The following is a 24763-nucleotide window of genomic DNA, read 5'->3' as shown; positions in this document are numbered from 1 at the left end:
TCGTGGTTTTCCGATAGGTGAAAACACTTCATACTACCAATGACGAATAACTTGACAATCTCGCCGGGGGCCGCGATTACACGGAGGACATTTGATTTCAGGGATTTTGAGACGTGAAGAAAGTTAATCTGAAGAAGGCGTCCGAACTCGCCCGAATGGCGATCGAGGCGGCTCGGGATGCCGAAGTGAAAACCACCGCACGGGTCACCATTTTCGATCGCGGTAGGACAACGGCGGCGCTGGAAGCTGCGCGTGACGAAATGCTGGATCAGGTCGAGCAGCCCATCGCCCTTCTGACCGTCGGCTACAATATTCGGAAGCTGCTGGCACACGCAAACGTATTGAGCGGCGTCAGTGATGTTCTCACTGATATCGCTCTCGTAGATGCGCGTATTGCGCGATACGCCAAAGTGACCGATGATATCACCCTGTATGGCGTGTCCGATGACAGCTTCGATGTTATCGCGGAGAAGATTTCCTACAGCATCCAGTTACGTGAACAGCAACTGGAGGGCAAGTCGGTCGGCGCGAATGCCAACGCGAACGAGACCATCACAGCAAGTCTGGTGACGAGCGAAGTCCGTGAGCAGTTTTCGCGGTCGGTGGCGGCTCTGAAGCTCGAACGCACTGATCTGCGTGATCAGCTTGCTGCACTGAATGCCAAGGAGACGGTCGAACTGACTGATGAAATGGTCTCGGTGCTCCAGTCTTACGGCCTGATGGCCTAACTTCTTGACGTGGGCCTTCGGGCTCACCGATGGGCACAGGGTGACCAGTGCGTTTCAGTGGCGATCCGTTTCGAGATGATCGAGACTTGGCAAAAGAGTAATCGTCGGTAATTAATTCACGTATGTGATTGCTTTGTTGCTCCGACGCGACACTCACCTTTTTGCAATTTGCTGCTTGATCCATTGATTTTTGTCATTTGTTTTTGGCGCTGGAACCGGTCGCCCTGTGTTTTATTCATTTGATCGGGGGATTTAATGAATTCTCATTTGAAACTTGTCCATGACAGCGACAATCATGGAGTTCCTATGGTTGACGGATTGCAGAGCACCAAGGGCGATATCATCACTCACGCGGTGCTGTGGGCGGCATGGAAAGATGCTTCCCAGCGTCTGGCCTCGCAGCATATCGCACCGGCGGCGCAGGTTCGCCTTGTGGAAACGATGGCCGCCGCGCTGGGGGAAGACGCCACGGAAACGCCGAGCGACGAAATCAACAGCATTCTGGCCATGTTGAGGATCGCGGTATGAGTATCCATCCCGGTCAGGCCAAGCACGTCATCGAACTGCTCGAAAATGTGTTGGTCCATCCATCATGGCATCTGAGTGACCGATCGGCAGTTCGCGAGATCGTGGAATTTCTCAAGCAGCCCGCAAAAATGGTCCGCCCAAGCGTGGACACGACCGAATGCGTCGATATACTTCAAGGGTTCATCGACCACCCTTGGTGGAAAGGGCTCGATCGTGATGCACTGCGAGCCGTAGTCGATGGCCTGAAGGCGCAAAGACTGACGATCCTTCCCACGCAGCCGAGCTTTGCCATTCCCGGTGAAGATATCATATTCAGTGCGCGCGGCGGATGGGACTATCAGGTCACATACGCCAAGACGATACTCACCGAGGGTGCCGAATATAGGGTTGAGGCACTGAATGTCGGCCGCAGCAGCAGCACCTACACGCTATCTGGTATTGAGGGACGGTGGAACACCAGCATGTTCGATTTCGCCGACCCTGATGCAGTGTTGTGGGAAGGCGACGAGGCTCGTAAGGCGCGCGACGATGTCATCTTGCGCAATTACGATTACATCCACGTACCGATGGGCGAATATGAGAAACTGGAAAGCTGACCTTGTGGCGGCATTACGAATAACCATACGTTATGCCGTCACGCATCCAGAATGTTAGATATTCGCATTGTGGGTTTTTATCCAAAATGCATCTGATTTTCAGATCGTCGATCGTGGCCTGCTGCCATTTTGTGTGACGATTGTTTGAATACGGGGTTGCTGGTTCGTGTTCGTGTCCAGCAATCTCATCAATTTTGTAGTGCCAAGGGCCTTGAAATTCTAAGACTATCTCGATCTTAGAGGCATCTCGGTTTTTCGCGCCTTCGTGGTCCAGAAAAACCACTAAGTCGTAGCTCACGTATTTTGATTTATGACACCAAGGGACTTGGATCATTTGAAAATATTCGTCACGTCCTTCCGCATTGAACATGCATAGATCAGGGTCAATGACACGGAATTCTATAAAATCTCGGATGAACTTTTCGGCTGCTTTCGAGCTATATGCGCCCATAACTCCGGGGTTTGCAACGCCATAACGCTCTAAGCAGGTTGCTGCCTTTTTAGCTTGCACTTCGGGCTTCAGTGCCGCAGCCGACAATTTGGAACGCCACTTTTCATCCAATTTACGACCTCGTAGCGCACGGGAAGTTTTCTGCGCCTTCGCTATCTTTTTTTCTGGTGATAGGGACGTTGTGGGTTGGTTGTAAGCGGCATTGCATCGGTAAGAACAAAAAGGGTTATATCCTTTCGTTGTGTTGACGAAGCGTGTGGGTTTTTTACAGTTGGTGCAGCCCGTTGAAACTTCCAGATCATGGGTCAAGCAATATATTGCCTCACCGATCGTTTCGGCATGAGGACACGCTGATCGGATATTTCTCATCAGTTCGGTGAGATTATGTCGCTCAATATATGAATGTCGCGCCGCTATTGGCTTCACAGTTCCGCGAGCAGTCAGTAAATGTTTATTGATCTGAAGCTTTAGAGCATCTAGCGACAGGGATGTGATTGGTGTGAGGCTTGTAAAATAGTTCATATCATTGATAATAGCATTTTTTGATAGAGAAATTGGAATACTATGATTATCACCGAACTGAGAAAGCAGGGGTTGATTTCCCCCCCAAAATTCCTCGACGAAAACACGGCCTATCTGTGTCGGATGGGGTCTGAAGCATATGGAGCGGCTATCGGTGGCGTGTCCGACGCTGATATTTATGGATTTGCAATTCCTCATAAAGAAGATGCGTTTCCGCATCTGGCGGGTTTCATTTCTGGTTTTGGAAGCACACCAAACCCATTCCAGCAGTGGTCTGAACAGCACATCAAAAGCAAGGATGGTCGGCACGAATATGACTTCACGGTTTATTCGATCATCAAATTTTTCCATATGGCTTATGACGCATCTCCGAACATCGTAGATGCGTTGTTCGTCCCGAGGCGCTGCATCATACATACGACGTCGATTGGTAATGTGGTTCGTGAGAATCGGAAGCTATTCCTGTCACGGAAGTTGAAGCATCGTTTGATGGGCTATGCATTCGCGCAGCTTTCGAAACTGAAGAATGCGGTGACCCCGTTCGTGACCTTCGTTCGGGAGCATGAGATCGATGCTCGTGTATTCGCCGATGAAAAAGGAACGGAGATCGATGAGTATTATCTCTCGTCGTTGAGCGAGAGTGATAAAGTGCAGTTTTACGAACTGTTCAATCAGTTTCCTATCAAGCAAAGCGCGCGCCGCAGGGCTGACATACTAAAAGTCGGCTACTCCACGAAAGAGGCGTATCATATCGTTCGACTGGCTCTGCAATGCGAGCAAGTCCTTGCAGAGGGGGACCTTGATCTGGAAAGGAACAGTCAGGTTTTGCTGTCGATACGTCGCGGAGAATGGTCGTTCGAGCGCCTAAATTCGTGGTTCGAGACTAAGGAGAAATCCTTGGAGGGGCTGTATGCCACATCTGTGTTGCCTCACAGCCCGGATGAGGCTGCGATCAAGCAGTTGCTCGTCGACTGTCTGGAAATGCACTATGGCAGTATCTCGACAGCGATCGCGCGCGACAGTTCAATCGAGATGGTGCTGTGGGACATGAAGGAAGTCATTGAACGGTATTCCTGATGACGATCTATCGGGATTTCGATCCTGCGGTCCTGCTGAGTATTTCGACCGGACGCATGTTCTGCGACTTCGTCGACTTGTCCGAAGGGATAAAGTGGCTCTGCGGGAACATTGAAGAGGACCTCGCCACGATCGGGGTTCTGCTGATGAACCCGATGGCTCAGTAACGCCTATGGGCACAGTTCCCGGATTTTCCACGGGAATGCCCAGATGATTGGGAGCCATTCGTTGCTGAGTTATCTTATCTCTATGGTGATAAAATAACGGTCGACGCAACAGTGTAAAAAAGGCCGCGCAGAGATGCTCGGCCTTTTTACTTTCGCCAAAATGGTCAAAAGAATAATATAGCCTTCGAGTATTCGCGATCACTACTGTCGCGACATGACCTTCAATCTATCTGAGCAGCAAGATTACGCGATCAAAGAGATCGTCAATTGGTATAATGACCCGCAGGGTAAGCAGGTTTTCTACTTGGGTGGACTGGCCGGAACCGGTAAGTCCTATTTGATCCCTGCGATTATCGATGCACTGGGCCTCGACGCTGAAGAGATCACTCTGTGCGCACCGACTGCCATGGCTGCACGCGTGGTGCGTGGGAAGCTGGAGGCCGCTGGATTGGTCGCCTCGGTTGCCACGATCCACCGCGCAATCTACCAGCCCAAGCTGCTCAAGGCTGAAGTGCTTGAGATGGAACTGGCCAAGACGCTGTCGTTCCTGCGCGCACAGCCCAACAATCAGGTACTTCAGGCCAAGGTGCGCCTTCTGGAGCAGAACCTCAATCAAGCCTATGACATCAACGATCTGAGCTTCCGGCTCAACCCAGATAGCACCGTAATCAATTCGCGTCTGGTGGTCGTCGACGAAAGCTCGATGGTGGGCCAGTTGATTGCGGCCGACCTCAAATCTTTCGGTGTGCGCATCATCGCGATCGGTGACCCCGGCCAGCTTCAGCCGGTTGATGACAAGCCCGGCCTGTGTGTGGGTAAACCCGACGCCCTGCTGACGGAAATCCACCGTCAGGCCAAGGACAACCCGATCATCCTCTACAGCCATCTCGTGCGCATGGGCGAGCAGATGCCGTTCGGGGATTACGGTCCGCTCAAGATCATCCGGGCCAAGGATGACGAATACACGTTCGCCAAGGATCGGACCGCGCAGATCATCTGCGGTATGAACCGCACGCGCTGGGACATCACGCAGTGCCTGCGTCTCATGGCTGGTTTTGAGAGCAATGCCCCTCAGATGGGCGAGCCGCTGATCGTCTGCAAGAATTCCAAGACGATCCCAAGCCTGATCAATGGCGCACATGTCACTTCAATGCGGGATCACCCCGATCTCGAAGATGGTAAGGCATCGTTCAAACTCCATCTTCAGGATGAGGATGAAGCCCGGCACGTCGTGACGGCCTATCAGGGCCTGTTTGAGGAGCATATCGGCCGCACGAAGAACTATGCCTCGGTCGACAAGAAGGCGCGCTTCGCTGCCCAGAAAAAGCACCATCACGTCGATTTCGGATGGGTGATGACGTGTCACAAAGCGCAGGGCTCTGCATGGCCCTCTGTCATTGTTCATGATGAGAGCAGAGTGTTCAGGGATGACGCCACCAATTGGCTTTATACGGCTGCTACTCGTGCCTCCGAGCAATTGATCGTTGTCTGCCAATGAGAACGTGTTCGAAGTGTCAGGTTATGAAAGACCTGACGGATTTTCCGCCAGACCGTCGCGCAAAAGATGGTTGTCAGGCGCGTTGTCGCATCTGCATTAACGAATGGATGAAGGTCCATTACCGTAAGAAACCGGAGTGGTCTATGTGGCGGCGTGCGAAGGCGCGCGCCGCTAAAAAAGGATGGGAATTTGACTTGACCGTCGAGGACCTTTCTCCATTGCCGTCAAAATGCCCCGTATTCCACGAGCCTCTAACTATATCAGATGGTGAGCAATCTCCGTGGGCTTACAGTCTCGACCGAATTGATAATTCGCGCGGATATGTGAAAGGCAACATCGTGATCATGTCCTACAAGGCCAACCGTTTAAAGAATGACGGCACAGCCGCAGAGCATGAAGCGATCGCAAAGTGGATGCGCGATCAGGAGGGAGGCGATGTTTGAGGTGCTTGGAATGGTCGCGCTCGGTCTGATCGCGATGTGGTTTGCCTATGCCGGTTTCGGTATTATCGTGGCCAGCCTGATTTTTGACAAGAACCGCACGGGAGCGGTCATAGGGCTGTTTTTCATCGGGGCGGCGGGCGTGTTGGCGAGCACGCTGGCATCACACATTTCGATCAGTGTGACATAAGGGCGGGGCCACGCGGACGTGGCCCCAGACCTATTAGAACTCGTCCTTGGCGGCTTCGTCCTTGTGGACCATTTTCAGGCGCTGCATGGCCTTCACAGTCATCTCACTGCTGTCACGCAGAAGGGAGATGAAGCCCTTCGACAACTGGGTGCGCTCGATGATGGTGAGGGTCTCGATGCTGCCGCGTAGGACCTTGCGGACGGCGCTGACGAACGGATCAAGCTTATCCACTTCCGGCAGAAGCTTGGCCAGTGCGCGGGCGTCGAGAGTGCCCGATAGAGCATCGTCGTCACCGGCGAGTTCCTGAACGATTTCGGCATTTTCGACGACTTCAATGTCATCGAAGATTTCTTCAGCAACCATCGGTTCGACGCTTTCGGCGAGAAAGGCCTTGTTGATGGTGTCGATATATTCACGCATATTTCATCCCCTAAGGTAGTAGGGGGTATTTAGCTCCGGTTACAGAAGCATCCGGGGAAGGCAGTTAATTGGTCATTTTTGACGCGTTAGGTGGCATAAAACCTCATATCTGACGATTAAAATTGCGTTGCGATGGTCGGTTGCGATTTATGGTCATATGACTAGCAAAATTAAACAGAACAAGTTCCTGTTGGAGCAGTTGCAGCAATCGCTACGCCCTATGAGCCAGCATGAACGTGATTTGGTCGATTATGTCGATAATCTGCCTATCGTGGAGGTGTCTACCGCTTCGCGCTCGGTAATCGAATGGATGCGGATGAAGCCCAATGAGTGTCATCAAAACACTGCTGCATACACGCGCCTCGACCCATCTAAATCTAGCAAGCAGGTTATGGGATGGATGGTAGATGAGGCGATATATGTCGCCCATTCTGTTATTGAAGTTGATGGACGTCTCACTTGCATTACGCCGAAATCAGACAACTTGCATAAATTTAGATTCGCCAAAGACCCGCGCATGGTTTGCGATATTGTGGAAATCACTGGTGGCATATCTGTTAAGCCAAAGCATCTTTCTGGGGAGTTTATGATTAATTTGCGTAGGAACCCGGAGTTGATTCGCGAGACTGCGTTACGAGCGCGTCGGCGCTTGCGTATGGGATTGAACCCATATTACTGAAGCAATGCGGGAGGTTTCTTGTCCCGCGCTCTTATCGATCGGGAAGATGGTCCATTCGCCTTCATCGCTTTCGAGCCTGAGCAGGGAATAACCATTGGGCCACACGGGGAGAAGTTGTTCGGTAAACATCAAATGTCCTTCATCAAGTCCGACGGCTATACCTCGTTTGATGAAAAGCGCAAAAACGATTTTTTAATTGTTGACATTCGAAACGAGCAATTTGTATAAATAAAAACATGAACAACCGTCCCTCCATTATCGCCCCTGTGGCAATTGTCGCGGCAGCCGCCGCGATTATCGTGGTCGCCTAGACCTCGGACGTGTTCTATGCGTCCGAGAGATCGGACGCCGGGAAGAAATCCCCATAAGTCCATTCTCTCAGTCGCAGCACAGGAACCTTGGTTTCTGTTAGGTTCTGATCGGCTACTGCACGGCGGTAGGGTTGATCGGGATAATCATGTGATGCGACCTTGGCGCAGTGGTAGCGCGTCCCGCTGACTTCGGGAAGGTCATAGGTTCAAATCCTATAGGTCGCACCAGATGATATGAATTGGTTGATGGGGTGTAGCTCAGCTTGGTCAGAGCATCGGTCCGATAAACCGGTGGTCGGCGGTTCAAATCCGCCCATCCCAACCAACTTGTAGATTGAATGAGGTGTGGCTCCGTGGCGCAGAAGTAGCGCAATCCCTTTACACGGGAAAGGTCGGGATGGCAGAATTCCCCGGAGCTACCATTTTTGTTGATAACCGTGAGAGGGGGATGGGCCGATGGGAACCCAGTCATCCCTTGCACGGAAGATGAGATCGGTTCGAGCCCGATATCCTCCACGGTTATCATCAACAATGGGGCCTTAGCTCATCAGGGAGAGCGTATCCTCGGCAGGGATAAGGCGATCGGTTCGAGTCCGATAGGCTCCACCATTTGTTTCAAGAAACCATAACTCCATCGATCATGATAAATAATCGATGGAAAAATCTTATGTCTGTCAATGCTGTAATCCTCCAAAATCTTATTCCCGATCTGATGTCCTTTTCAAGCACAGGCGGAAGTATGATCCAGAGTTTACCGAATATGTAGATGTTAGAAAAACAGCTAGGGAAGCTTACGAAGCGAATGGAACACCATGTGCGGAGCCTTTATGTGATGCGATCATTCCTTATGAAGTCAGAAACAAGCATCGCTACTGCTCACAGTCGTGTGCTGCCAAAGTTTCGAATAAGCTGCGGGAGCGATCCAGATTATCGTGCCGCCAGAATAACAACAGGCTGTGTGCAAAGGAATGTCGGCGTTGTGCATCGCCACTGAAGCAAAAGCAATTCAAATACTGTAGCCTTGATTGCTCGAAGGCGCAGGAACGAGAGCGCTTCGCGGCGAGACGCAAAAAGTTGGTTGAGGATTGGATATCGGGGAAAGCTACGGGATCGCTAGCAAATGGTGAACTCTCTATGTGGGCAAGAGAGCACACTATCGAACAGGCTCAGTTTAAGTGCAGCAAATGCGCATGGAGCGAGGTTCATCCGATAACTGGTCGCATTCCGCTTCAGGTTGACCATCGGGATGGCAACTATAAGAATAATTGCCCAGAAAATTTGAGAGTTCTCTGCCCGAACTGCCACTCATTAACCGCAAATTTCGGTAGCCTCAATCGAGGTAACGGCAGAACATATCGAGTTGATCGAATGAATAGAAGTAAATGATTGTAAGGAGGATGCAATGTCACAGCGGGAAGCCTAAAGCTTGGTAAGAATTTCAGAAAGATGGTGCCGATCTATGAGTTTTTTGCCCGTCACTGGAAGGATTGCCTGAATTTCGACGATACCGCTCTGCTCGAACTGTATGAGTTCGAAAGCATGGGGAAGGGATCGATCTCGCCTGACAATGGGTTCGCCGTGGGTAAAAAGTGGATGGACGTCGCGGTCGCGCAATGGCGTGAAGATATGTGGCGGACGCTCTGGCCTTGGGAGCTTTATGAGGACCCCGACCTGCTGGTTCCGGATTGGTGGCTGGACAAAGTGTTGGGTCCTGCTGCAAATCCGCGCACCGCTCCATATAAATAGTATACGTGGCGAATGGTTGTTTCCGCGTCAGAAACTGCTATATGGGGAGAGTAAATTTGCGATACGAGGATATTGTGGGCGAGGCAACGTTGCCTGTTGAGCGGGACGACCCGCTTCTCGATAATCCGTCAGTGAGAGAACTGATGCGTCTTGCTGCGCGCGCCGAAAAGGGTAGCACCACGGTAGTATCTGGCCTGACGAAAGAAGAGCGTCGCAAACGTCTCTGGGGGAAGGATGCTCGATAGACTTCGCTTACCACGAATTGAACGGAAGCCGAAGAAAGTCGAAATTGCCGGAACCCATGGCCTCCAGAGATCAGTGATCGTCACTGACGCGATGCAGGATATCCTCGACGAAATCATCACAAACATCGAGGCTGGAAAGGGGCTTGAAGAGCGTTTTTATCGCGCATCCGATGGTGACGACGAACTACTGCAAAACACTGGGATCATGCATATTCATCTAGGTGATCCGCATACGGCGGAATGCCTATATCTAATCCAGTATGACGACGTCGTATTACTACTGAAATTGAGCATGCACATAGAATTGCGTGATAAGCCTCGTGGTAGTGTGATGATGGGCCAGTTTGGTCGCCGGATCGATGATTTTGAAAACGCAGAAAAGGCCAAGCGTGTGGCGGCAGCGCAAGAGAAAGCGGCTGAAATGCAGCGCAGATTGGCTATCAGCCGAAAGGGTTTGCTGCCTCGCCGCAATCGGTCTGTGCCACCGCCAACAGATGATAATAAATAAGCCATGCGTGATATCATCAACATCGTCACCGAAAGTGGCGCAACCGTATCCATTCCTCGTTACTGGTATCGTGGGGTTGAGGATCACGCGATCCGACCATCACAGGTAGGTCGCCGTCAGCCTTTTGAAACGTTGCCGGATGAAATCCGGGACGACGTGGCTGCCGTGGCTGATACCGAAGCCTATCTGTTCCGGAATTATGATTTCCGTATCAGCAGAACATATAGCGGTATGTCCAATTGGGGCTTCGGTGTGTATCTCGCCTCGACGCCGCGCTGGGCCAAATTCTACGGGGATAATATCATTGTGGCGACGGTCGATCCCGGCGTCATTCTCCATATTCATCACCATGATTTTGTTCAACGAACGGAAGGAACCGCAGGTGGTCGTCTTGCCAACCTACTCTACGCCGAGACAAGCAGCATGCGCGAACAAGCGGCCATCATGTTCCATATGGTGAAGAAAATAAAGCGGGACGCAAAAGCACTTTATGTCCAGACTGATCCGGACGGTCAGGGGCAGATGTGTGTCTTCAATAAGGATTATGTCACCACCCAATTGGTCTTCAAATGGAAGGAAGACTGATCGCTGCGAATTTCGCTAGGACCTCTAGGCATAAATAAGCCATGCGCGATCTCATCAACATGCTCACCGAAAACCAGTCCATTGCCATCCCCCGCTATTGGTTTCGTGGTGTCGACGACAAAGGCATCAGTCCGTTCAGTCATTTCGGCCCCCGCGTCGATGCGACCGATCTGCCTATCGAAATCCAGAATGAAGTGGCGGAAAAGTGCGAGGACGGTCATATCGTCACGGGATATGACTTCCGCATCCGCCGCACCTACGATGGTATGGCCAATTGGGGCTTTGGTGTCTATGTGGCGCGCACGGTCGACTGGGCGGCCCGCTACGGTAAGAACATCCTTGTCTGTGAGGTCGACCCGAGCGTCATTCTCCATATCAATGCTTCGGATTTCTCAAAGCAGATCGAGGGCACGCCGGGTGGTGACCTCGCGATCAAACTCTACTCGATAGCTGACTATTATGAATGGTCGGATCAGGCGGCGAAGATGTTCAAGGCCGTCAAAACGATCAGGCGCGACGCCAAGGCGTTATTCGTCCAGACGCACGAGGATGGCGACGGTCAGATGTGCGTGTTCAACAAGGCTGCGATCAAGGCCAAATGGGTATTCCGAGCGAAGGACGATTGAAATATTGAAGCTAGGGAGCGGGGCTTCGTAGGGTGAAGCCATGTTTCACGACCCCGATAGCCGCATCGTCCTTGGCTTTGACCATGACGAGTTCCAAGATTGCGAAATCGGCGTAACCGCTGACAACCGCACCATCTACAGCTATGATCTGCTCATAGCCCATTTCGCAAGAATGCCCCAATTCACGCTCGATGACGCGATCGAATGGGTAGATTTCAACATTGTGGGCCTCATGCCGATGATTGTTGTCGACTTCGATGGCGACGAGGTTGACACCTCATAAAAGGTGGTATAGACGGTATATCAACGAAGGGAATTTGATATGTCGAGCTACAAGATCAAGCACGGTTCCAGCGAAGTCGTCCAGACCACTGTTTTCTCGTTCGACTATATCGAGATCAAGCCTGACATGTTCGCCTATCGGTGGAACAGCAAGACGTCGGCGTCGACGGCTTTGCTCGACGGGGTCACGGACGGCAAAACGGGCGTGACCAATCACGAAGGGCTGGAACGTCTGCGTGTCGGTGTTGTGCCGAACGATTTGCCCGGTTGGTGTTTCGTGACAGATGCTCTCTATGATGCATTGCTGCGGTTTGGATACACGGCAATTAGCCGGTCGGAATATCGCACGGACCTCAGCGGCAAGGTTTTCGCGGCCCTCAAAAAGGGTCGGCCTCTGGATCGTCTGTTGCACTTCAACAGCTACGACCACAGCATCCATCGTCTGGATGGAACGTTGCTGCCGTCGGCTGAATATTTCGACTACATCCAAGCTCGGATGCATGACGGATGCTACGATCTGGACAAAGCCATTGCGATTTTGCGCGAGCGCGACGACGTGACGTTTGTCGACGATCGCGGCGATGCGAGTGAGCCCCGGATCATGGCCGTGCCGGGCTACAACCGGAGTGACGAGCATAGGAACTATATCAATTTCTTCTTCTCGCCCAACCAAGAGCAGGCCGACCTGCTGCGTTTGGAACATGTCGATCGATATCGGGTGATTTTCGACCGCGACATGTTGGGACTGCGTACCGGTGGAGCGGCGCGGGTCAAGGAATTTTACGACACGGTCTATCTGGGCAGTGACGAAGACGACGATTGATCAACGCTGATTTGAGGAATTCGACATGAGCATTTACGAGGATGTGAAGGCGGAGTTTGCCGCCGATGCGCCGCCGATGGCGATCAAGAGCAATTTCAAGACGCTCTATGGCTATGCCAAGGGCGTGGCGCTGGGCACGTTTCCGGACAAAGCCGCTGCCACGGCGGCTGGTGCCACGACGACCGAGACGGTGGTCGATGAGGATGCCTACAAAGCAGCCAAGCGCAAATATGATGCGTTCTGGAGCCGGGTCCACGATGAGTGGTATAGTCGCGTGCGTGCCGAGCACCCGGAGGTCAATGACGAGGTGTTCGCTTCAGTCTACAGCATGGCCTATGATCGTGGTCATTCCTATGGCTTCAACGAGGTGGAGATGTATATCTCCGACTATGTCGAGTTTGCCGTGAAGGTGATTGCGGCCTCGAAGGTGGCGGCATGACCCGGCTCGCCTCGCGTCCATGGCTCCCCGGTGACCCACTCCCGGCCGTTGGTTCGGTCGTGATGGTCGCGGGGGCCAACTCCGACATCACGTCGGATCAGGATCGTTCCTATCAGGAACGTCGTGTGATCGGATACTCGCCCGACCTCAATTTCGTCTGTTTCCAGACGCGCGATTGCTGGCCGACCGTCGAGCGGCTCCCCAACTGCTGGTTCTTCGGCGACATCGTCGAGGAGGAGAGTAAGCCCGACGTGGAGAAGCTTCTCGCCGCCTTGACGAAAATCGCCAAGGGGCAGATCGACTGGGTGGCCATGTCGACAGATGACATGATGCAGATCGCCGAGGATGCGGTGAACGAGCATTTCTCAGCAAAATATTGACCGGCGCAGTCCGGCAATGGAAGGGTGCGTTGGGACCGGCGCATCCTTTTTCCTGTTCGGTCCATATTTGAGAGAGACATTTGATGCAGAAATCGATGATCTTGCTGGCAGCCGCTCTCGCGCTGTCGGCCTGTGGTCCGCAGCCCACCCAGCAGATGGCGCAGCAGCAGACCTATCGCCCGAACGTTCAGCCTGCCTATCAGGGCGAGGACTGTGACTTCGACGACATGCTCGAACGCGACGAGGACTGCGGCTTCCGCAAGCGTCGCAACCACTATGGCAGCCATTATGGTAGCCGTCCGACCCATACGGTCGTTCACCACTATGTGCCCCGGCCGACGACCAAGACGGTCTATCGTCCTGCCTACAGGCCCAGCCCGGCTGCATATCGTCCGAGCACGAGCAGCTTCAAGCCGAGCCGCACCACATTCTCCGCGCGCTCCATTTCTCCCTCGCGCCGGAGCAGCAGCCGCCGATGACCGATCCCCAACGTTACGAATTTTGCGCATGTGATCAGTGCGGCTGGTTCGGCAAGGTCACCGATCTCAATGATCATAGCACGCGCCCCATGGCCATGGATTTGGGCTTCTGTCCCGAATGCCCGGTCGACATTGAAGTCGATTTCATCATGACCAAATCGATGGCGATCGATTATCTCCGAAAGGAGTGCGATCAGACCGACGACGAGATTATGGCGGTAATGCAGATTTCTTCGCTCGATTGAGCAAATAAATTGAATCCACATGATGCCTTTTGATAGTCTCCATCAAATTTAGATGGAGACTATTTTTGTTTAACGTTGATATCCATAATCCCAGCTTCATCGCGCGCGTTGCAGCAAAATTCTTTGCCGCTACCCCTGACTGGGACAATCTTGATCGCGAAACCGCGATCTCCAATGCCGCCTTCATCTACAAGCACGGTATCGTTGAGTTCCGCAAGCGCGCTGAAATCGAGAATGGCACTGTCGCCACTTTCCATCGCATGCAGGTTCAGCAGGCGCAGGTTTCACTCCGGCAGTTCAAGCAATATAATCCTGCGCCGGAAATCCTCGATATCCGGCTTGGTGACGCGATCGTTGATCTGGAAAAGGCCAATCAGGAACTTCTGGCGTTCGACAACGATCATGATGCGATCACTCAGTTGAGTGATGATGCCGTAACCGCTCGTGCGGTCATCGCAAACCGTATCAACAAAGCCGAAGAGAAGATCGCCGAAACGCAAAAGACGATCGATGCTCTGGCTACGCTGACGGAGGACCTGCGCCTCTGGGAGATGCGGCTTACCAAGAGCGAGAAGCTGGTGGCCGAGGACACGCCGATGGAATATTTCCGCTGGTGTCTGTGGGTTGTTGCCAATCTCGATGAGATCAGAGCGGCTGCGGCCGGACCCGTCGCGGCCGGGAAGAAGGTGGTGGGCAAGTGAGCCTCGATCCCTATGTCGTTCTGCGCAGCATCACTGAAGCTGCGCCCCATATCACCGACGCGAACAATTACGCCATTTGGGTCCATTCGATTGTGAAAGAAGCCTTGGAACAGTCTGAAATGACGGCAGAACAAGAACCAGTTATCGCGGTTGACCCAGTGCGCCTCGAAGTGGTTTCCAGCCTGCTTTATGACTTCTTCTCGCCCTTTGGGGCGGACAAGGATTGGCAGAATGTGGAGATCGATGCCGCGTTCAAGCAGCATATCCGCAAGGGCGCGCAGGCCGTTCTGGAGCGGCTGGTTGACCAGTGGTTCCCCATCGACACTGCACCGGACAACGGTGAATCCGTCATGCTGCTCAATGCGGTAACTGGCGAGCAGGCTGTGGCGCGGATGATGTCGGTCAAGGAGCAGGAGCCCTGCTGGATTTTCGCTCAGGGCTTCACGGCAGAAAATTCGCAGATTTCGTTCCGGTTCAATGATCCCACACATTGGAAGCCGATCAGCACGGATCATCCCGTATGGGCGCGACCGGACGAACCGACGGTCGATCAGGTTGATGAAGTGGTGGCAGCAAAACCGGCCACTGACGCACCTTTTGAACAGGCTCAGCCTGTCGAGCCCATCGAACCGTGAAAGTGATTTCACTCTGGCAGCCCTTCGCCTCTCTGATTTTCGTAGGGGTGAAGGGCTACGAGACGCGCTCGTTCGTTTATCCGAAAAGTTTGGAGGGACAGCGAATTGCGATCCATGCGACAGCCAAATTCACGCCTGCCTCAATGATATCGGATGATCTCGATGCACTGTGCGTTGGCTATTTTGGTGAGGATTACCGCCATACCCTTCCGCGATCGGCCATTTTGGGGACGGTATGCTTGTCGGGTGCGCATAAAGCTGAAGACCTGAGAGATCAGATGAGCCCGGCAGAGTTGTGCGCCGGTGATTGGTCCGATGGCCGCATCGTCTGGAACCTGCGCGACGTTGAGAGGCTGGTTGAGCCTCTTCATAAAAAGGGTAATCAAGGCTGGTGGTCTTGGGAACCCTGAAGAAATAACTGGCGTTGTTGGTTCGCTTTCATTATTACCGATGTTGATTTGATAGGTGGATTTGAGAGATCGTTATGTCTGACGACGCCAGTGACCTTTGGTGGAAAGAATTCCAGCAGCACTATGACGACTTCAAGGTGTGCTTCGTGCGCGCCGGGGTGGGTTATCTGACCGATGATCTCGTCGCTGCCGTTGAAGAGGGCAATCTGGAGGAGACCCATGCGCTGCTGGATCAGTGCTGGTTCGCGGCCCCGGATGTTCCTGAAATCCATTCATGGCCGTCGTGGGGCGTCATGTGCGATCTGCTGAGTGATCCGCCTATCAAATGAAATATTATCGCATCCGACAGTTATCTAACGATGGTTACTGTCCACAATACCGCCATCGGTGGTCCCCGTTCTGGAACAATTTCCGGGCCGCTCATAGCGGCTTGGATGGCTACGTGTTTTCAGATGTGGTCAAGCCCACGATCGATGCGGCGAAAGATTATATCGACTCTGTGCGTGTCGCTAATATAGATACACGCAACCCAAAGGGCAATCCCCGCACGGTCGCGGCGATTGACGATCATACTAACCAATGGAGGTTTTTTTGAGCTACGCACTTCACGGCCTTGGTGGTCTACGTTTCTGGACCCCTGAGGAGGTCCGACGCCGGGATATCATCGAACGGACGCTGGTCAGCACCGTGGATGGCACGTTGCAGGACCTCAACCAGATGTGGCGCACGCTCAAGGTCGATACCCCGCTCATGATGCCGCGTGCGCGCATGAACGCAGCCTATGACAGCAGCGACATCTTCCTGCTTCAGGATGCACCGGGCGGCACCGATGAATGGGCCATGCGTGCGGAAACCACCGATGGCACCTATCAGATCGCCACGCAAATCCTGCGCGAGACGTCGGTGCGCGCACCGGTATGCTTCTATCAGGCTGGTAAGTCCTTCCGCCGTGAAACCAGCGACGGCGCTACGGCCGCGAAGCACCGCTACAACGAATTCTACCAGTTGGAATTCCAGTGCATCTTCAGCACGACTACTGCTGCGCCGATCGCCGAAACGCTGCGCTCGGCCCTGCTGCCGGTCGTTAGCCGCCTGACCGGCCGACAGGCTCGCCTGATCGCCAGTGATCGTCTCCCCGCCTATGCGACGGAAACCATCGATATCGAAGTCCTGCTCGATCCGACCGAGGAAAATCCGGAAGAATGGCGCGAAGTGGCCAGCACCTCGCGCCGGACCGATTTCCCGCAGATTCCGGGTCAGAAGTTCGAATGCACCGTGTTCGAAGTGGCGTTCGGATTAGATCGCCTCTGTGCTCTATCTGCGTAATTTTGCTAGGATGGGCGTAGAATTGCCCATCCTTTCATTCTGCCGCTGGCAGCAGGTTTGGCTGTTCTGGATATTCCGTAGGCAGTGTCCATTGGAAAATTTTTGCTTCTACACCACTCTCTGATGCTGACGAATTCCTCCCGTTCGCCGGACGGAGAAACCGCTATCCATTTCTTCGAAGCGTGGTTGTCGGCACCGAAGCGAGCAATTTTAGCTTTTGTCTCGGTGGTGTGAGGTCTAGAACGATTTTTCGCGGCCTCTGATATTTTTTTGCGAGCTTTCTCTGAGTGGCTTTTACCGTAGAAAGAATTGCGTTTACCAAGTGTCGCAACCCGTTTTCGATCTCTTGCTTCTTGTGACCAGTTTCTCTGCCTCCGGCCTTTTAGGCCGCCTTCTCGTAAATTCGTCAAAGAACCAGTTCCCAGATCAATCCGGCCTAAACGTGCAATGACCTCTTCTTCAATCATAAAAGCATCTACGCGGCTACCCGTGAAAATAATATCGATCTGAGGAGTTAAGCCTTGTTCAAGAATGTCAACGATCGCACCGAGTTTAGTCTTGTTTTCCCGCTTAGCTGAATTAGTTCCAGCAACGTAGCTTTCGGCTATATACAAATGGCGTAAATGCCGTTCCTGTTTAAGCGAACCAGCACCGACATAAAATATCTCTTTTGATATGGGATGTCTGTAAATGTAGGTGATGTACTGCATGGGTTACTCTATTTATATTCACTTACTCTAATATTATTGATAATAATATTTTTAATGGTGTGAAGGGATGAGAAATTGATATGAGGGATTTGGCTTCGCTGCTGGACCCGGAATTACTCGAAGCGATCGAGGAATGGGTACTCTCTTTTGAGCAGAAGATCAACGTCGGGCCGGTGCAGGGTGAACAAGACGAATTTGTCCAGTCCACGGCCGGTGCCACGGTCGACCTGATGCGTCACCTGCGGTCGATCATCACGCCTGATCCGGCCGACACTCAGGCCATGGCGTTGCGGGATGAGATAGCCAAGATCATCGCGCCTGAATGGTTTGGCGACCTGCTGAGCAATGGCAATCATATCCTCGACAACTATCCCGGCCAGCACAAGTCCTATCAGGATCGTGCGCGAGGTCAGGCCAACGTCATCATGGCGCTTTTGGGGCGCTGATCGCCCGAAACGCAAAAGGCCCGATCCGAAGATCGGGCCTCCTCCGCGACGAGCTTGTGATCAGAGGCCGAGCAGATCGACGATGCGCGCCCACTTGTCGGCCGTCATCGAAACCGTGACGGTCAGTTCCTCTCCGGCTGCGATTTCCTTTTCGGTCAGTTCGTCTTCCACGACCAGAGCGCCATCGAACAGGCCGAGCAGTTCGGCGCGCTCTTCGCGCAGCTTGATCTTCTCCGACTTGACGCGCTCGCCACCCTTGCCGCCGACGAACTTGTTCGAGGCCTTGGTGCGACCGGCCGCAGCGGCGTTGTCGACCGCTTCGCGCAGAACCGAAATGGTCTGCTCATCGTCGCGGCTGTTCGACAGGAACTGGGTCCATGCCAGCGAGGCGGTGATGCGCTCATCGCGGATCATCTGCTTCACTTCGGTCGGCAGGGCCTGATAGTCGAGCAGCGAGATCACGCGGCGCTTGTCGAGGTTGGCGCGGATGGCGATCTGTTCGACGCTGACGCCGAGCTTGACCATCTTCACGAACAGATCGCTCTGCTCCATCACCTCGAAACGCTTGCCCGAGTTCGAGGTAAGCTGGGTGAACAGGCGGTCGGCATCGTTGGTGAAGCGCTCTTCGGTGCGGACCGGCACGGTCTCGATGTTCGCGCCTTCAGCGCCGCCGGTGGCCTCGAACTTGGCGATCAGGTTGCGCACGGCGCGCAGGCGGCTCTCACCATTGGTGATGATGATGCGGCTGCCGAGCGTGTAGGCCTTCAGCGGCTCCTTGATGCCTTCGCTGGCGATCGAACCTTCGAGCCATTCGACGTGGGCGATGTTGGCCGGGCTGCTGAAATCGCGAGCGTTGAATTCGGGATCGATTTCGATCAGGCGGGGGTCGACCATGAAGACGTCCGAACGGCCAGCGGCCTGACCCTTGATGCCACCCTTGGTCTTGGCGGGGGCTTCCGAAGCGGTCGAGAGCATGTTCATATCAAATCCTTCCATCAAATTGAGACCGTCGCGGGGTCTGTGCCCCCTTCATACTCCATTTTATGAAGTTCGCAATAGGCAAAATGCACTTTTCTTTCACTTCATTCATCAAGACGGAAAAAAGTTGACCGAAAGCCGATTTACGTAGATGGGAGTCTCATTCGATGAAGACATTTGATGAGAAGGGAATTTGAGGCATGGAACTCGATCCTTATGACTGCGGTTTCCGGCCGGGCAAATTCATCACCGATCTGGTGGGTCGCGAGAATGGCTGGTATGTCCTCAAGCTGATCCTCAACAACCACCGTGGTCTCGACGGCTGCATGTATCAGCGCGATATCTATTCGTGGCTCTTCGATAATTGCGAAGATGGCGATTTCTTCATGCTGCACGGCCCAACGCCTGACGAGGATTATCCCTCGCTCGCTTTGTGCGAGGCCGATGGTAATAATTGCTATGTGCTGCTCAATCGGTTCGCCGATCTGATTGCCTTCGACAACAAATTCCGCGTTCGCGACATCGAGCAGATTACGGTTCACTGATGAAAATCTTTCTCGATGACACGCGGGTTAAGGTCAAGCCGCATGGTTGGGTCATTGTGCGCAACAGCAGCGATTTCGCCGATCTGTGTAACAATCCCCCTGAACCCATCTCTGAAATTTCCTTCGATCACGATCTGGGTAATGAATCGGAGACGGGGCATTGGTGCCTCCATCATGTGATCAACTGTGTTCTGGACCATCCTGAGCGGTGGACTGGTCTGGAACGCATCGTCATCCATTCGGCAAACGGCGTCGGCGTCGAAAATATGATCGCATTGGTTCGGAATGCGATCCGGGATATTCCAGCTTTCGCGAATGTGGCCTTGCACAAATACAGCCAGACGATGGCGACGGGATGGGCGAAAGAGCCGGACAATATCCGTATCGACCTGACAAGCGATCATACTCGCCATGCGGAAATCGGGCTATTGGCTGCTCGCCTCTGTTACGCCGATCCGGCGAATGCGGGGTGCCAGAATAGTATTTGCGTAGGTTCCTGTGCGGCTGTCGTCCCTAGCACGAAATATCTCGAACAAGCGTCTGAGCAGATATTCGCCAAATACTGGCAGGATCATGAGACCAAATTCTCAGCAAAGAGCTTGTGTCATACCACCAATTATGATACCGATCTTCGTGTGAATTCCTGCCACGCTCATAGCGATGGCGAATGTTCATGGGCTGGCTGTCCGCAATTGCGTGATGATGAGCCCGCCGTATCGGGTCGGCATTGTCCTTTGGACAAGGGCTGTCGCCGGTGCGGATACGACGATGACTACTGCCAATGTTGAGGGAAGAAGATGAGTGAACAACTGAAGAAGCTGCGCAGTGACATGATCGCGGCGATGAAGAGCGGTGACAAGGATCGCAAGAACGGCATTTCGCTGATCGTCAACGAAGTCAGCCTGATCGCCAAGAATGATGGCAATCGCGAGCCGACCGATGCCGACGTCATTCAGGCACTGAACCGGACGGTCAAGAAGGCCAACGAGACGCGAGACATTCTCGTCGGTCGCGGCGAAGATGTGTCGACGATCGATGCCGAGATCGCGCTGGCCATGGAATATCTGCCCAAGCAGATGTCGGCCGACGAACTCGAAGCCCTGATTGTGAGCATCCTCGACACCACCGATCGCTCCAAGAGCGCGCGCGGCATCGTGATGAAGACGCTCAACGCCGACCACAAGGGCGCGTTCGACAACAAACTGGCTGGCGAAATTCTCGGCCGCCTGCTTTAACGCCTATCGGAGGGCATGATCATGTCGAAGGATATCTCGTCGGTAAATCGCGAGCACGACCAGATCGTGCCCTCCGAAAGCCTGCTAGGACAGTGGTTCTGGGTCAAAGGCCGCGAAGGCGAATGGTTCGCCTGCGTGACTGAAGAGGGCAGCAACTATGTGAAGCTGTCCGGTATAAATGAAGGCCGGGGTGGCATCGAGCAGCGCATTCATCACAATGATATGGATGAGAAATTGCGCGCCGAAACCAACCCCAATGCCGTGATCACCGAACGTGTCGGCCATTTTCAGGCGGTGGCCGCCCAATTGATGACTGACGTGCAGGAACTCACTTCGCGTCTCGGTGTGGTTCCGACGAAGGCGATCGCCGATCAGTCCTCGTCCGGCATGGGCGCGCTCGCTGTCGTGTCCGAGCAGGCCGACACTACCGCCTACAAGCAGGCTCTGATCAAGGCGAAGAAGGAAACCCTTCCTGAATTGTTCAAGGAACTCGAACTCGCGAACAAAGCCGTAGCGGGCTGGATGGGCGCTCCCACCCTTTCGCTCATGGCAACGATGGTCCCGCTCAAGGAAACGTTGAGCCACATCGATACGCGGATCGAAACCATCTCGCTCTATGCTGGTCTCACAGAAGAGGCGGTGAAGTGCTGCGATGGCGATCCGGCCGGGCAATGGGAAAAACTCCACGTCATGCAGCGCCGCCTCTATATGGATGAGGAGTGCATGCTCTCCTACACCGGTGGCGGTATCGATATCAACGACATCGGCGAGTTCGACGAATGGATCGCTCGCCCAGAAAATCGCGATCGCCTGTTGCCCTTCCCCCGCACCATTGCGGCGTTTCGCGTTCGTCGCGATGAGAAGGAGCGCGGCGATGACGGCAGTTTCTTGGACGTTTTCGTCAAGTTCATGATGCGTGATGCGGACAAGAAAACGTTCTTCTACGTGCGTAATGGCGAGCAGGTCTGGCGCATCGATGCTGACTTCATGTTCCCGGAAATGATCTTCCCGGACCTGACGACGTTCGATCCCACGCAGCCAATGATGTTCAAAATGTTTGGCAACAGCATCGACGAAATCATTCCTCTGTCGCAATGGGAAGGGATGCGTGACGACTATCTGCGTGCAATGGAACAGTATGAGGAAAGGATGCGGGAATATAACGAATGGGAGGCGACCCATCCCGGTCAGCCGAACCCCCATCGTTATTATTCCGAACCGCGATCGCGCCATGATGAGTATAAGCGCCTCGACCCCAGCACCGTGTATTTCGATGATGCGTCATCGCACATCAGCGATGAGATCAAGCGCTACAACTGGATCGCGGTGATCATTCAGGGGTTGTTCGATCGGTCGCTGGTTCTGCATCCGCATCCTCCGGTGAAGGTCTGGGACCCGGCTAGTTTCTCCGCCTCGGTGAAACTCATCTATGACAGCACCACGCTGACCAGCGGCGAAAAGCCCGACTTCGCGGCATATCGTGCGAGCCTCAATGCACTGATCGATGAGGACAGCGTTCTGACCGGGCAGGAAGACTATTGGATGCGTGTATGCGCAGAGAAGCGCAACGAACAGTCGAAGAAAGATTCCTACCGCCACGGCAGCCGTCACAGCACCAACTACAGGCGTTATCGGCCATATGGCGATCCCGGTCCGGGCATGGTTGCTCTCGCAAGCAGCATGATGCCACGCGCGAAGAAGGCCAAGTTTTCATGGCGTAAGGAAGCGGAATGGCATCAGGAAGAAGGCAAGGCCCGCAGCATCACGGTCCCCTTTACCGAAATGCTCAATGTGTCGGCATACAAACCGGGTGATTTCAAGCAGTTCTTCCACGATCCCCGCACACGGATGGAATATCTCAAGTGGGCACCGCTGATGCTGGCAGCCGAAGATTATCATGCTGGTAAGGCGACGTTGGGAACGAGCAGCCGTATGCGGGATCAGTATCGATGATGGAGGAAATGAAAGGGTATCCAACGCCCGAGGTGTCATGGGCATGGATGGCTATCGTTACGATAGGCGGCGAGACATTCGAATATGGACTTCACTACCCCCTTGCCGATAGTGAAGACGCGGACGCGGTTGTCTCCACTTGCGTTCAGAATGGCATCGGTCACACGATCAATCTGTTGGGCTGGGACAAACCGTTGACGGCCAAGGGTAAACGCTACGTTGGTCGAGCGACGATCGCCTTTGATGATGCCGATGAAACCGTAAAGGACTATGACCCCGATACGATTTGCGTGGTCGATGTTACGGTCAATCAGGTGAACTATCGGCCGGAGAGCGAATTAATTTAACAGAGGTAATTTGATGATTTATGTTTTGTGGGCAATGTTCGAAGTCGTCATGTTTGGTGGCGCGGCTGTCACCTATTTCGGGCTGGATATGAACCAGTTTCCGTTGCTGCTGATCCCGATCGTGATGACGGTATTAGGTGTCATCGGTCTGATGCCCATTTTGGGTGATGCCGTGGGTGACATACTGGAAGCGATCGTAAACTAATAATATAGACATAGCCACGCCTGTATTTCTACCATCTCCGTAATATTTGAGAAGGTGGATTTGATGAGCGTGGTTTTCTATCGACTGATGTTTGAGCGCACTGCTGAGCGCGAACCGATCGACACCGTGGAGGATTTCCGCGCATGGGTCGATCGCAATCTTACTGGAATCAATAGCCTGTGTGCCGGTTACGGTATCCTCGACGCTGATAAGCGCACGGTCTCGCGCGGTGACCCTCTGTGGCAGGTTCTGGTCCGCCCTGAAGAGCAGGATGCTGATTTCAGCATCTTCGGCTACATGGCCAGCCACCAGTGGACCATCGACGGCTATCGCGTCCACCTGTGGATCAAGCCCGCGCCGGGCGAGAATGAGGAATATTTCCCTATCTGGACGCGCGCGTGAGTCGCAAGCTCAACACGGAATGGCAACCGGTCGGGCTCTACGATATCGAACGTCGGGACGGGTTGGTTGGTTTTCATCCACTCGTGGCAGTCGGTATATTCGATATGGACCTGCTGCTTGACGAACGACTTTATCAAAAGTGCAGGGCGAGGTGGTATCCCCAATCGTCCAAACACGCCGATACCCCTTGGTATCTGCATGAAGCCGGGAAGGGTGATCTCCACTGGATTTCCGAAGAGGATTTGCTTCGCTCGCAAGTGCGCTACCGGGCTTCCAAGAAAATGGACGCACACAACCGCTATGCTGATGAAGTAGAGGTTGGAGACTTTGTCCGGTGTAGCGGCTCACGAGACAAGCTTAGCTGGCGCAAGATAGTCGCCGTCCATGATTTCGTCATCATGGGGACGAAATATCGGGAGCCATTCGACGTCCCGGAATTCGCTACCGGGAACGGCAGCACCAACTTCATTCACACGATTGTCGAGCATCGAAAGGCTTCGGATTGCATAGTCTGATGGAACGCCTCTGGGGCTATTTGAACCGCACCGCAACCACGTCGGACTATGTGGTCTGGATCATGCTCTTCCCTTCGCTGCTGACTCTCCTATTCACGCTGCTCTGGTGACCAATGCGGAACATAATTGAATATCCAATCACGTTTGACGAAAAGATCGAGACGCTGGCGCGGCTGAAGACCGACTATGAAGAGTCAGGGATGATCGGTGGCGCGACCAGCCTCGTGCTCGATCTCATCATCAACGACCTCAATATGTTTGCTGATCGTGATCCGGGCTATCGCTTGCGGACATACCCGCCTGCGAAAAAGGTCAATGCTTGTGAAAGTTGATCCGAACAATCATACCACTCTTTATGATTGAACGGTGACCCTGAAACTGGTATCCCGA

At 53.5% G+C, this 24763-nt stretch carries 39 protein-coding genes and 5 tRNA genes; 40 read left to right on the top strand and 4 right to left on the bottom strand.

Features of this window, described 5'->3' with window-relative positions:
• Positions 1 to 113 precede the first annotated feature (113 nt).
• From AC0KVN_RS02015 to AC0KVN_RS02005, 3 genes are all read left to right on the top strand, one after another.
• Positions 114 to 728, top strand: coding sequence for a hypothetical protein (locus tag AC0KVN_RS02015; protein WP_483655475.1), 615 nt, complete (start codon positions 114 to 116; stop codon positions 726 to 728).
• A gap of 306 nt (positions 729 to 1034) precedes the next feature.
• Positions 1035 to 1256 carry a hypothetical protein gene (locus AC0KVN_RS02010; RefSeq protein ID WP_483655474.1) on the top strand — a complete coding sequence of 74 codons (222 nt, stop codon included), beginning with the start codon at positions 1035 to 1037 and terminating at the stop codon, positions 1254 to 1256.
• Entirely contained in the window at positions 1253 to 1852 is a 600-nt protein-coding gene (locus AC0KVN_RS02005; protein ID WP_483655473.1) for a hypothetical protein, read from the top strand. Before AC0KVN_RS02010 ends, AC0KVN_RS02005 begins: the two co-directional genes overlap by 4 nt.
• Positions 1853 to 1865: 13 nt before the next feature.
• Here the strand turns inward: AC0KVN_RS02005 and AC0KVN_RS02000 are convergent, their stop codons facing one another.
• On the bottom strand, positions 1866 to 2825 hold the full coding sequence (locus tag AC0KVN_RS02000) for a hypothetical protein (RefSeq protein ID WP_483655472.1): 960 nt from the start codon (positions 2823 to 2825) through the stop codon (positions 1866 to 1868).
• A gap of 42 nt (positions 2826 to 2867) precedes the next feature.
• Here AC0KVN_RS02000 and AC0KVN_RS01995 point away from each other — a divergent pair, with 42 nt between their 5' ends.
• The 5 genes from AC0KVN_RS01995 to AC0KVN_RS01975 all read left to right on the top strand — a co-directional run bounded on the left by AC0KVN_RS01995 (position 2868) and on the right by AC0KVN_RS01975 (position 6197).
• A complete protein-coding gene (locus AC0KVN_RS01995) occupies positions 2868 to 3902 on the top strand; it encodes a DNA polymerase beta superfamily protein (RefSeq protein WP_483655471.1) in 1035 nt (344 codons plus the stop codon).
• Entirely contained in the window at positions 3902 to 4069 is a 168-nt protein-coding gene (locus AC0KVN_RS01990) for a hypothetical protein (RefSeq protein WP_483655470.1), read from the top strand. Before AC0KVN_RS01995 ends, AC0KVN_RS01990 begins: the two co-directional genes overlap by 1 nt.
• A gap of 214 nt (positions 4070 to 4283) precedes the next feature.
• A complete protein-coding gene (locus tag AC0KVN_RS01985; protein ID WP_483655469.1) occupies positions 4284 to 5567 on the top strand; it encodes an ATP-dependent DNA helicase in 1284 nt (427 codons plus the stop codon).
• A gap of 23 nt (positions 5568 to 5590) precedes the next feature.
• Complete coding sequence (locus AC0KVN_RS01980) at positions 5591 to 6010, top strand: hypothetical protein (RefSeq protein ID WP_483655468.1); 420 nt, start codon at positions 5591 to 5593, stop codon at positions 6008 to 6010.
• Positions 6003 to 6197, top strand: coding sequence for a hypothetical protein (locus AC0KVN_RS01975; protein WP_483655467.1), 195 nt, complete (start codon positions 6003 to 6005; stop codon positions 6195 to 6197). The genes AC0KVN_RS01980 and AC0KVN_RS01975 overlap by 8 nt, the downstream gene beginning before the upstream one ends.
• A gap of 33 nt (positions 6198 to 6230) precedes the next feature.
• Here AC0KVN_RS01975 and AC0KVN_RS01970 read toward each other — a convergent pair whose 3' ends face one another.
• Positions 6231 to 6617 carry a hypothetical protein gene (locus AC0KVN_RS01970; protein ID WP_483655466.1) on the bottom strand — a complete coding sequence of 129 codons (387 nt, stop codon included), beginning with the start codon at positions 6615 to 6617 and terminating at the stop codon, positions 6231 to 6233.
• Between the two features lie 157 nt (positions 6618 to 6774).
• Between AC0KVN_RS01970 and AC0KVN_RS01965 the strand changes: the two genes are divergently transcribed.
• The 22 genes from AC0KVN_RS01965 to AC0KVN_RS01860 all read left to right on the top strand — a co-directional run bounded on the left by AC0KVN_RS01965 (position 6775) and on the right by AC0KVN_RS01860 (position 17037).
• Complete coding sequence (locus AC0KVN_RS01965; RefSeq protein WP_483655465.1) at positions 6775 to 7296, top strand: hypothetical protein; 522 nt, start codon at positions 6775 to 6777, stop codon at positions 7294 to 7296.
• An 18-nt stretch (positions 7297 to 7314) separates the two neighbouring features.
• Complete coding sequence (locus tag AC0KVN_RS01960) at positions 7315 to 7524, top strand: hypothetical protein (protein WP_483655464.1); 210 nt, start codon at positions 7315 to 7317, stop codon at positions 7522 to 7524.
• Positions 7525 to 7760: 236 nt separating this feature from the next.
• A tRNA-Val gene (locus tag AC0KVN_RS01955) sits at positions 7761 to 7835 on the top strand.
• Between the two features lie 19 nt (positions 7836 to 7854).
• Positions 7855 to 7932 (top strand) — tRNA-Ile (locus AC0KVN_RS01950).
• A 22-nt stretch (positions 7933 to 7954) separates the two neighbouring features.
• Positions 7955 to 8029 (top strand) — tRNA-Val (locus AC0KVN_RS01945).
• Positions 8030 to 8050: 21 nt separating this feature from the next.
• A tRNA-Ala gene (locus AC0KVN_RS01940) sits at positions 8051 to 8123 on the top strand.
• 17 nt (positions 8124 to 8140) lie between these two features.
• Positions 8141 to 8216: transfer RNA gene (locus AC0KVN_RS01935), tRNA-Ala, on the top strand.
• An 837-nt stretch (positions 8217 to 9053) separates the two neighbouring features.
• Entirely contained in the window at positions 9054 to 9353 is a 300-nt protein-coding gene (locus AC0KVN_RS01930; protein WP_483655463.1) for a hypothetical protein, read from the top strand.
• Between the two features lie 234 nt (positions 9354 to 9587).
• Complete coding sequence (locus tag AC0KVN_RS01925) at positions 9588 to 10106, top strand: hypothetical protein (protein ID WP_483655462.1); 519 nt, start codon at positions 9588 to 9590, stop codon at positions 10104 to 10106.
• Between the two features lie 3 nt (positions 10107 to 10109).
• Positions 10110 to 10691: a hypothetical protein gene (locus tag AC0KVN_RS01920; RefSeq protein ID WP_483655461.1), complete on the top strand. Its 582-nt coding sequence runs from the start codon at positions 10110 to 10112 to the stop codon at positions 10689 to 10691.
• A 41-nt stretch (positions 10692 to 10732) separates the two neighbouring features.
• Entirely contained in the window at positions 10733 to 11317 is a 585-nt protein-coding gene (locus AC0KVN_RS01915) for a hypothetical protein (RefSeq protein ID WP_483655460.1), read from the top strand.
• Between the two features lie 40 nt (positions 11318 to 11357).
• Positions 11358 to 11600, top strand: a complete 243-nt coding sequence (locus AC0KVN_RS01910; RefSeq protein ID WP_483655459.1) for a hypothetical protein — start codon at positions 11358 to 11360, stop codon at positions 11598 to 11600.
• A 39-nt stretch (positions 11601 to 11639) separates the two neighbouring features.
• Entirely contained in the window at positions 11640 to 12422 is a 783-nt protein-coding gene (locus AC0KVN_RS01905; RefSeq protein ID WP_483655458.1) for a hypothetical protein, read from the top strand.
• 25 nt (positions 12423 to 12447) lie between these two features.
• Positions 12448 to 12861 (top strand): hypothetical protein, encoded by a 414-nt coding sequence (locus tag AC0KVN_RS01900; RefSeq protein WP_483655457.1) that lies wholly within the window; start codon positions 12448 to 12450, stop codon positions 12859 to 12861.
• On the top strand, positions 12858 to 13241 hold the full coding sequence (locus tag AC0KVN_RS01895) for a hypothetical protein (RefSeq protein ID WP_483655456.1): 384 nt from the start codon (positions 12858 to 12860) through the stop codon (positions 13239 to 13241). The genes AC0KVN_RS01900 and AC0KVN_RS01895 overlap by 4 nt, the downstream gene beginning before the upstream one ends.
• An 83-nt stretch (positions 13242 to 13324) precedes the next feature.
• A complete protein-coding gene (locus tag AC0KVN_RS01890) occupies positions 13325 to 13720 on the top strand; it encodes a hypothetical protein (protein ID WP_483655455.1) in 396 nt (131 codons plus the stop codon).
• Complete coding sequence (locus tag AC0KVN_RS01885) at positions 13717 to 13965, top strand: hypothetical protein (RefSeq protein WP_483655454.1); 249 nt, start codon at positions 13717 to 13719, stop codon at positions 13963 to 13965. Before AC0KVN_RS01890 ends, AC0KVN_RS01885 begins: the two co-directional genes overlap by 4 nt.
• A 65-nt stretch (positions 13966 to 14030) precedes the next feature.
• Positions 14031 to 14666, top strand: a complete 636-nt coding sequence (locus AC0KVN_RS01880) for a hypothetical protein (RefSeq protein WP_483655453.1) — start codon at positions 14031 to 14033, stop codon at positions 14664 to 14666.
• Positions 14663 to 15301, top strand: a complete 639-nt coding sequence (locus AC0KVN_RS01875; protein ID WP_483655452.1) for a hypothetical protein — start codon at positions 14663 to 14665, stop codon at positions 15299 to 15301. Before AC0KVN_RS01880 ends, AC0KVN_RS01875 begins: the two co-directional genes overlap by 4 nt.
• Entirely contained in the window at positions 15298 to 15711 is a 414-nt protein-coding gene (locus AC0KVN_RS01870) for an ASCH domain-containing protein (protein ID WP_483655451.1), read from the top strand. Before AC0KVN_RS01875 ends, AC0KVN_RS01870 begins: the two co-directional genes overlap by 4 nt.
• Before the next feature lie 74 nt (positions 15712 to 15785).
• Positions 15786 to 16040, top strand: a complete 255-nt coding sequence (locus AC0KVN_RS01865; RefSeq protein ID WP_483655450.1) for a hypothetical protein — start codon at positions 15786 to 15788, stop codon at positions 16038 to 16040.
• A gap of 262 nt (positions 16041 to 16302) precedes the next feature.
• Positions 16303 to 17037 (top strand): class-II aminoacyl-tRNA synthetase family protein, encoded by a 735-nt coding sequence (locus AC0KVN_RS01860; RefSeq protein ID WP_483655449.1) that lies wholly within the window; start codon positions 16303 to 16305, stop codon positions 17035 to 17037.
• 5 nt (positions 17038 to 17042) lie between these two features.
• Here AC0KVN_RS01860 and AC0KVN_RS01855 read toward each other — a convergent pair whose 3' ends face one another.
• Positions 17043 to 17747: an LEM-3-like GIY-YIG domain-containing protein gene (locus AC0KVN_RS01855; RefSeq protein ID WP_483655448.1), complete on the bottom strand. Its 705-nt coding sequence runs from the start codon at positions 17745 to 17747 to the stop codon at positions 17043 to 17045.
• 89 nt (positions 17748 to 17836) lie between these two features.
• On the opposite strand from AC0KVN_RS01855, the gene AC0KVN_RS01850 reads away from it, so the two are divergent.
• Positions 17837 to 18193, top strand: a complete 357-nt coding sequence (locus AC0KVN_RS01850; RefSeq protein WP_483655447.1) for a hypothetical protein — start codon at positions 17837 to 17839, stop codon at positions 18191 to 18193.
• A 60-nt stretch (positions 18194 to 18253) separates the two neighbouring features.
• Here the strand turns inward: AC0KVN_RS01850 and AC0KVN_RS01845 are convergent, their stop codons facing one another.
• Positions 18254 to 19174 carry a hypothetical protein gene (locus AC0KVN_RS01845; RefSeq protein ID WP_483655446.1) on the bottom strand — a complete coding sequence of 307 codons (921 nt, stop codon included), beginning with the start codon at positions 19172 to 19174 and terminating at the stop codon, positions 18254 to 18256.
• Between the two features lie 197 nt (positions 19175 to 19371).
• Here AC0KVN_RS01845 and AC0KVN_RS01840 point away from each other — a divergent pair, with 197 nt between their 5' ends.
• The 9 genes from AC0KVN_RS01840 (at position 19372) to AC0KVN_RS01800 (ending at position 24705) form a co-directional block, all read left to right on the top strand.
• Complete coding sequence (locus tag AC0KVN_RS01840) at positions 19372 to 19716, top strand: hypothetical protein (protein ID WP_483655445.1); 345 nt, start codon at positions 19372 to 19374, stop codon at positions 19714 to 19716.
• Positions 19716 to 20504, top strand: coding sequence for a cyclic-phosphate processing receiver domain-containing protein (locus AC0KVN_RS01835; protein WP_483655444.1), 789 nt, complete (start codon positions 19716 to 19718; stop codon positions 20502 to 20504). Before AC0KVN_RS01840 ends, AC0KVN_RS01835 begins: the two co-directional genes overlap by 1 nt.
• A 9-nt stretch (positions 20505 to 20513) precedes the next feature.
• Entirely contained in the window at positions 20514 to 20951 is a 438-nt protein-coding gene (locus tag AC0KVN_RS01830) for a GatB/YqeY domain-containing protein (RefSeq protein WP_483655443.1), read from the top strand.
• A 21-nt stretch (positions 20952 to 20972) separates the two neighbouring features.
• Positions 20973 to 22904: a hypothetical protein gene (locus AC0KVN_RS01825; protein ID WP_483655442.1), complete on the top strand. Its 1932-nt coding sequence runs from the start codon at positions 20973 to 20975 to the stop codon at positions 22902 to 22904.
• On the top strand, positions 22901 to 23251 hold the full coding sequence (locus tag AC0KVN_RS01820) for a hypothetical protein (RefSeq protein ID WP_483655441.1): 351 nt from the start codon (positions 22901 to 22903) through the stop codon (positions 23249 to 23251). The genes AC0KVN_RS01825 and AC0KVN_RS01820 overlap by 4 nt, the downstream gene beginning before the upstream one ends.
• Before the next feature lie 13 nt (positions 23252 to 23264).
• The gene (locus AC0KVN_RS01815; protein WP_483655440.1) at positions 23265 to 23456 is read left to right on the top strand and encodes a hypothetical protein; all 192 of its coding nucleotides are present in this window, start codon (positions 23265 to 23267) and stop codon (positions 23454 to 23456) included.
• A 63-nt stretch (positions 23457 to 23519) separates the two neighbouring features.
• Positions 23520 to 23858, top strand: coding sequence for a hypothetical protein (locus tag AC0KVN_RS01810; RefSeq protein WP_483655439.1), 339 nt, complete (start codon positions 23520 to 23522; stop codon positions 23856 to 23858).
• The gene (locus AC0KVN_RS01805) at positions 23855 to 24373 is read left to right on the top strand and encodes a hypothetical protein (protein WP_483655438.1); all 519 of its coding nucleotides are present in this window, start codon (positions 23855 to 23857) and stop codon (positions 24371 to 24373) included. The genes AC0KVN_RS01810 and AC0KVN_RS01805 overlap by 4 nt, the downstream gene beginning before the upstream one ends.
• A 113-nt stretch (positions 24374 to 24486) precedes the next feature.
• On the top strand, positions 24487 to 24705 hold the full coding sequence (locus tag AC0KVN_RS01800) for a hypothetical protein (RefSeq protein ID WP_483655437.1): 219 nt from the start codon (positions 24487 to 24489) through the stop codon (positions 24703 to 24705).
• Positions 24706 to 24763: the final 58 nt, after the last annotated feature.

Source organism: Sphingobium sp. SG1, assembly GCF_057063145.1.
The sequence above is the reverse complement of the archived record's forward strand: the minus strand, read 5'-3'. Positions and strand labels throughout refer to the sequence as shown.

Bases quoted from the DNA above. Each gene is read 5' to 3' on its own strand.
- AC0KVN_RS02010 (WP_483655474.1), top strand. From the start codon at position 1,035: ATGGTTGACGGATTGCAGAGCACCAAGGGCGATATCATCACTCACGCG.
- AC0KVN_RS02005 (WP_483655473.1), top strand. From the start codon at position 1,253: ATGAGTATCCATCCCGGTCAGGCCAAGCACGTCATCGAACTGCTCGAA.
- AC0KVN_RS02000 (WP_483655472.1), bottom strand. From the start codon at position 2,825: ATGAACTATTTTACAAGCCTCACACCAATCACATCCCTGTCGCTAGAT.
- AC0KVN_RS01995 (WP_483655471.1), top strand. From the start codon at position 2,868: ATGATTATCACCGAACTGAGAAAGCAGGGGTTGATTTCCCCCCCAAAA.
- AC0KVN_RS01990 (WP_483655470.1), top strand. From the start codon at position 3,902: ATGACGATCTATCGGGATTTCGATCCTGCGGTCCTGCTGAGTATTTCG.
- AC0KVN_RS01985 (WP_483655469.1), top strand. From the start codon at position 4,284: ATGACCTTCAATCTATCTGAGCAGCAAGATTACGCGATCAAAGAGATC.
- AC0KVN_RS01980 (WP_483655468.1), top strand. From the start codon at position 5,591: ATGAAAGACCTGACGGATTTTCCGCCAGACCGTCGCGCAAAAGATGGT.
- AC0KVN_RS01975 (WP_483655467.1), top strand. From the start codon at position 6,003: ATGTTTGAGGTGCTTGGAATGGTCGCGCTCGGTCTGATCGCGATGTGG.
- AC0KVN_RS01970 (WP_483655466.1), bottom strand. From the start codon at position 6,617: ATGCGTGAATATATCGACACCATCAACAAGGCCTTTCTCGCCGAAAGC.
- AC0KVN_RS01965 (WP_483655465.1), top strand. From the start codon at position 6,775: ATGACTAGCAAAATTAAACAGAACAAGTTCCTGTTGGAGCAGTTGCAG.
- AC0KVN_RS01930 (WP_483655463.1), top strand. From the start codon at position 9,054: ATGGTGCCGATCTATGAGTTTTTTGCCCGTCACTGGAAGGATTGCCTG.
- AC0KVN_RS01925 (WP_483655462.1), top strand. From the start codon at position 9,588: ATGCTCGATAGACTTCGCTTACCACGAATTGAACGGAAGCCGAAGAAA.
- AC0KVN_RS01920 (WP_483655461.1), top strand. From the start codon at position 10,110: ATGCGTGATATCATCAACATCGTCACCGAAAGTGGCGCAACCGTATCC.
- AC0KVN_RS01915 (WP_483655460.1), top strand. From the start codon at position 10,733: ATGCGCGATCTCATCAACATGCTCACCGAAAACCAGTCCATTGCCATC.
- AC0KVN_RS01910 (WP_483655459.1), top strand. From the start codon at position 11,358: ATGTTTCACGACCCCGATAGCCGCATCGTCCTTGGCTTTGACCATGAC.
- AC0KVN_RS01905 (WP_483655458.1), top strand. From the start codon at position 11,640: ATGTCGAGCTACAAGATCAAGCACGGTTCCAGCGAAGTCGTCCAGACC.
- AC0KVN_RS01900 (WP_483655457.1), top strand. From the start codon at position 12,448: ATGAGCATTTACGAGGATGTGAAGGCGGAGTTTGCCGCCGATGCGCCG.
- AC0KVN_RS01895 (WP_483655456.1), top strand. From the start codon at position 12,858: ATGACCCGGCTCGCCTCGCGTCCATGGCTCCCCGGTGACCCACTCCCG.
- AC0KVN_RS01890 (WP_483655455.1), top strand. From the start codon at position 13,325: ATGCAGAAATCGATGATCTTGCTGGCAGCCGCTCTCGCGCTGTCGGCC.
- AC0KVN_RS01885 (WP_483655454.1), top strand. From the start codon at position 13,717: ATGACCGATCCCCAACGTTACGAATTTTGCGCATGTGATCAGTGCGGC.
- AC0KVN_RS01865 (WP_483655450.1), top strand. From the start codon at position 15,786: ATGTCTGACGACGCCAGTGACCTTTGGTGGAAAGAATTCCAGCAGCAC.
- AC0KVN_RS01855 (WP_483655448.1), bottom strand. From the start codon at position 17,747: ATGCAGTACATCACCTACATTTACAGACATCCCATATCAAAAGAGATA.
- AC0KVN_RS01845 (WP_483655446.1), bottom strand. From the start codon at position 19,174: ATGAACATGCTCTCGACCGCTTCGGAAGCCCCCGCCAAGACCAAGGGT.
- AC0KVN_RS01840 (WP_483655445.1), top strand. From the start codon at position 19,372: ATGGAACTCGATCCTTATGACTGCGGTTTCCGGCCGGGCAAATTCATC.
- AC0KVN_RS01835 (WP_483655444.1), top strand. From the start codon at position 19,716: ATGAAAATCTTTCTCGATGACACGCGGGTTAAGGTCAAGCCGCATGGT.
- AC0KVN_RS01830 (WP_483655443.1), top strand. From the start codon at position 20,514: ATGAGTGAACAACTGAAGAAGCTGCGCAGTGACATGATCGCGGCGATG.
- AC0KVN_RS01825 (WP_483655442.1), top strand. From the start codon at position 20,973: ATGTCGAAGGATATCTCGTCGGTAAATCGCGAGCACGACCAGATCGTG.
- AC0KVN_RS01820 (WP_483655441.1), top strand. From the start codon at position 22,901: ATGATGGAGGAAATGAAAGGGTATCCAACGCCCGAGGTGTCATGGGCA.
- AC0KVN_RS01815 (WP_483655440.1), top strand. From the start codon at position 23,265: ATGATTTATGTTTTGTGGGCAATGTTCGAAGTCGTCATGTTTGGTGGC.
- AC0KVN_RS01810 (WP_483655439.1), top strand. From the start codon at position 23,520: ATGAGCGTGGTTTTCTATCGACTGATGTTTGAGCGCACTGCTGAGCGC.
- AC0KVN_RS01800 (WP_483655437.1), top strand. From the start codon at position 24,487: ATGCGGAACATAATTGAATATCCAATCACGTTTGACGAAAAGATCGAG.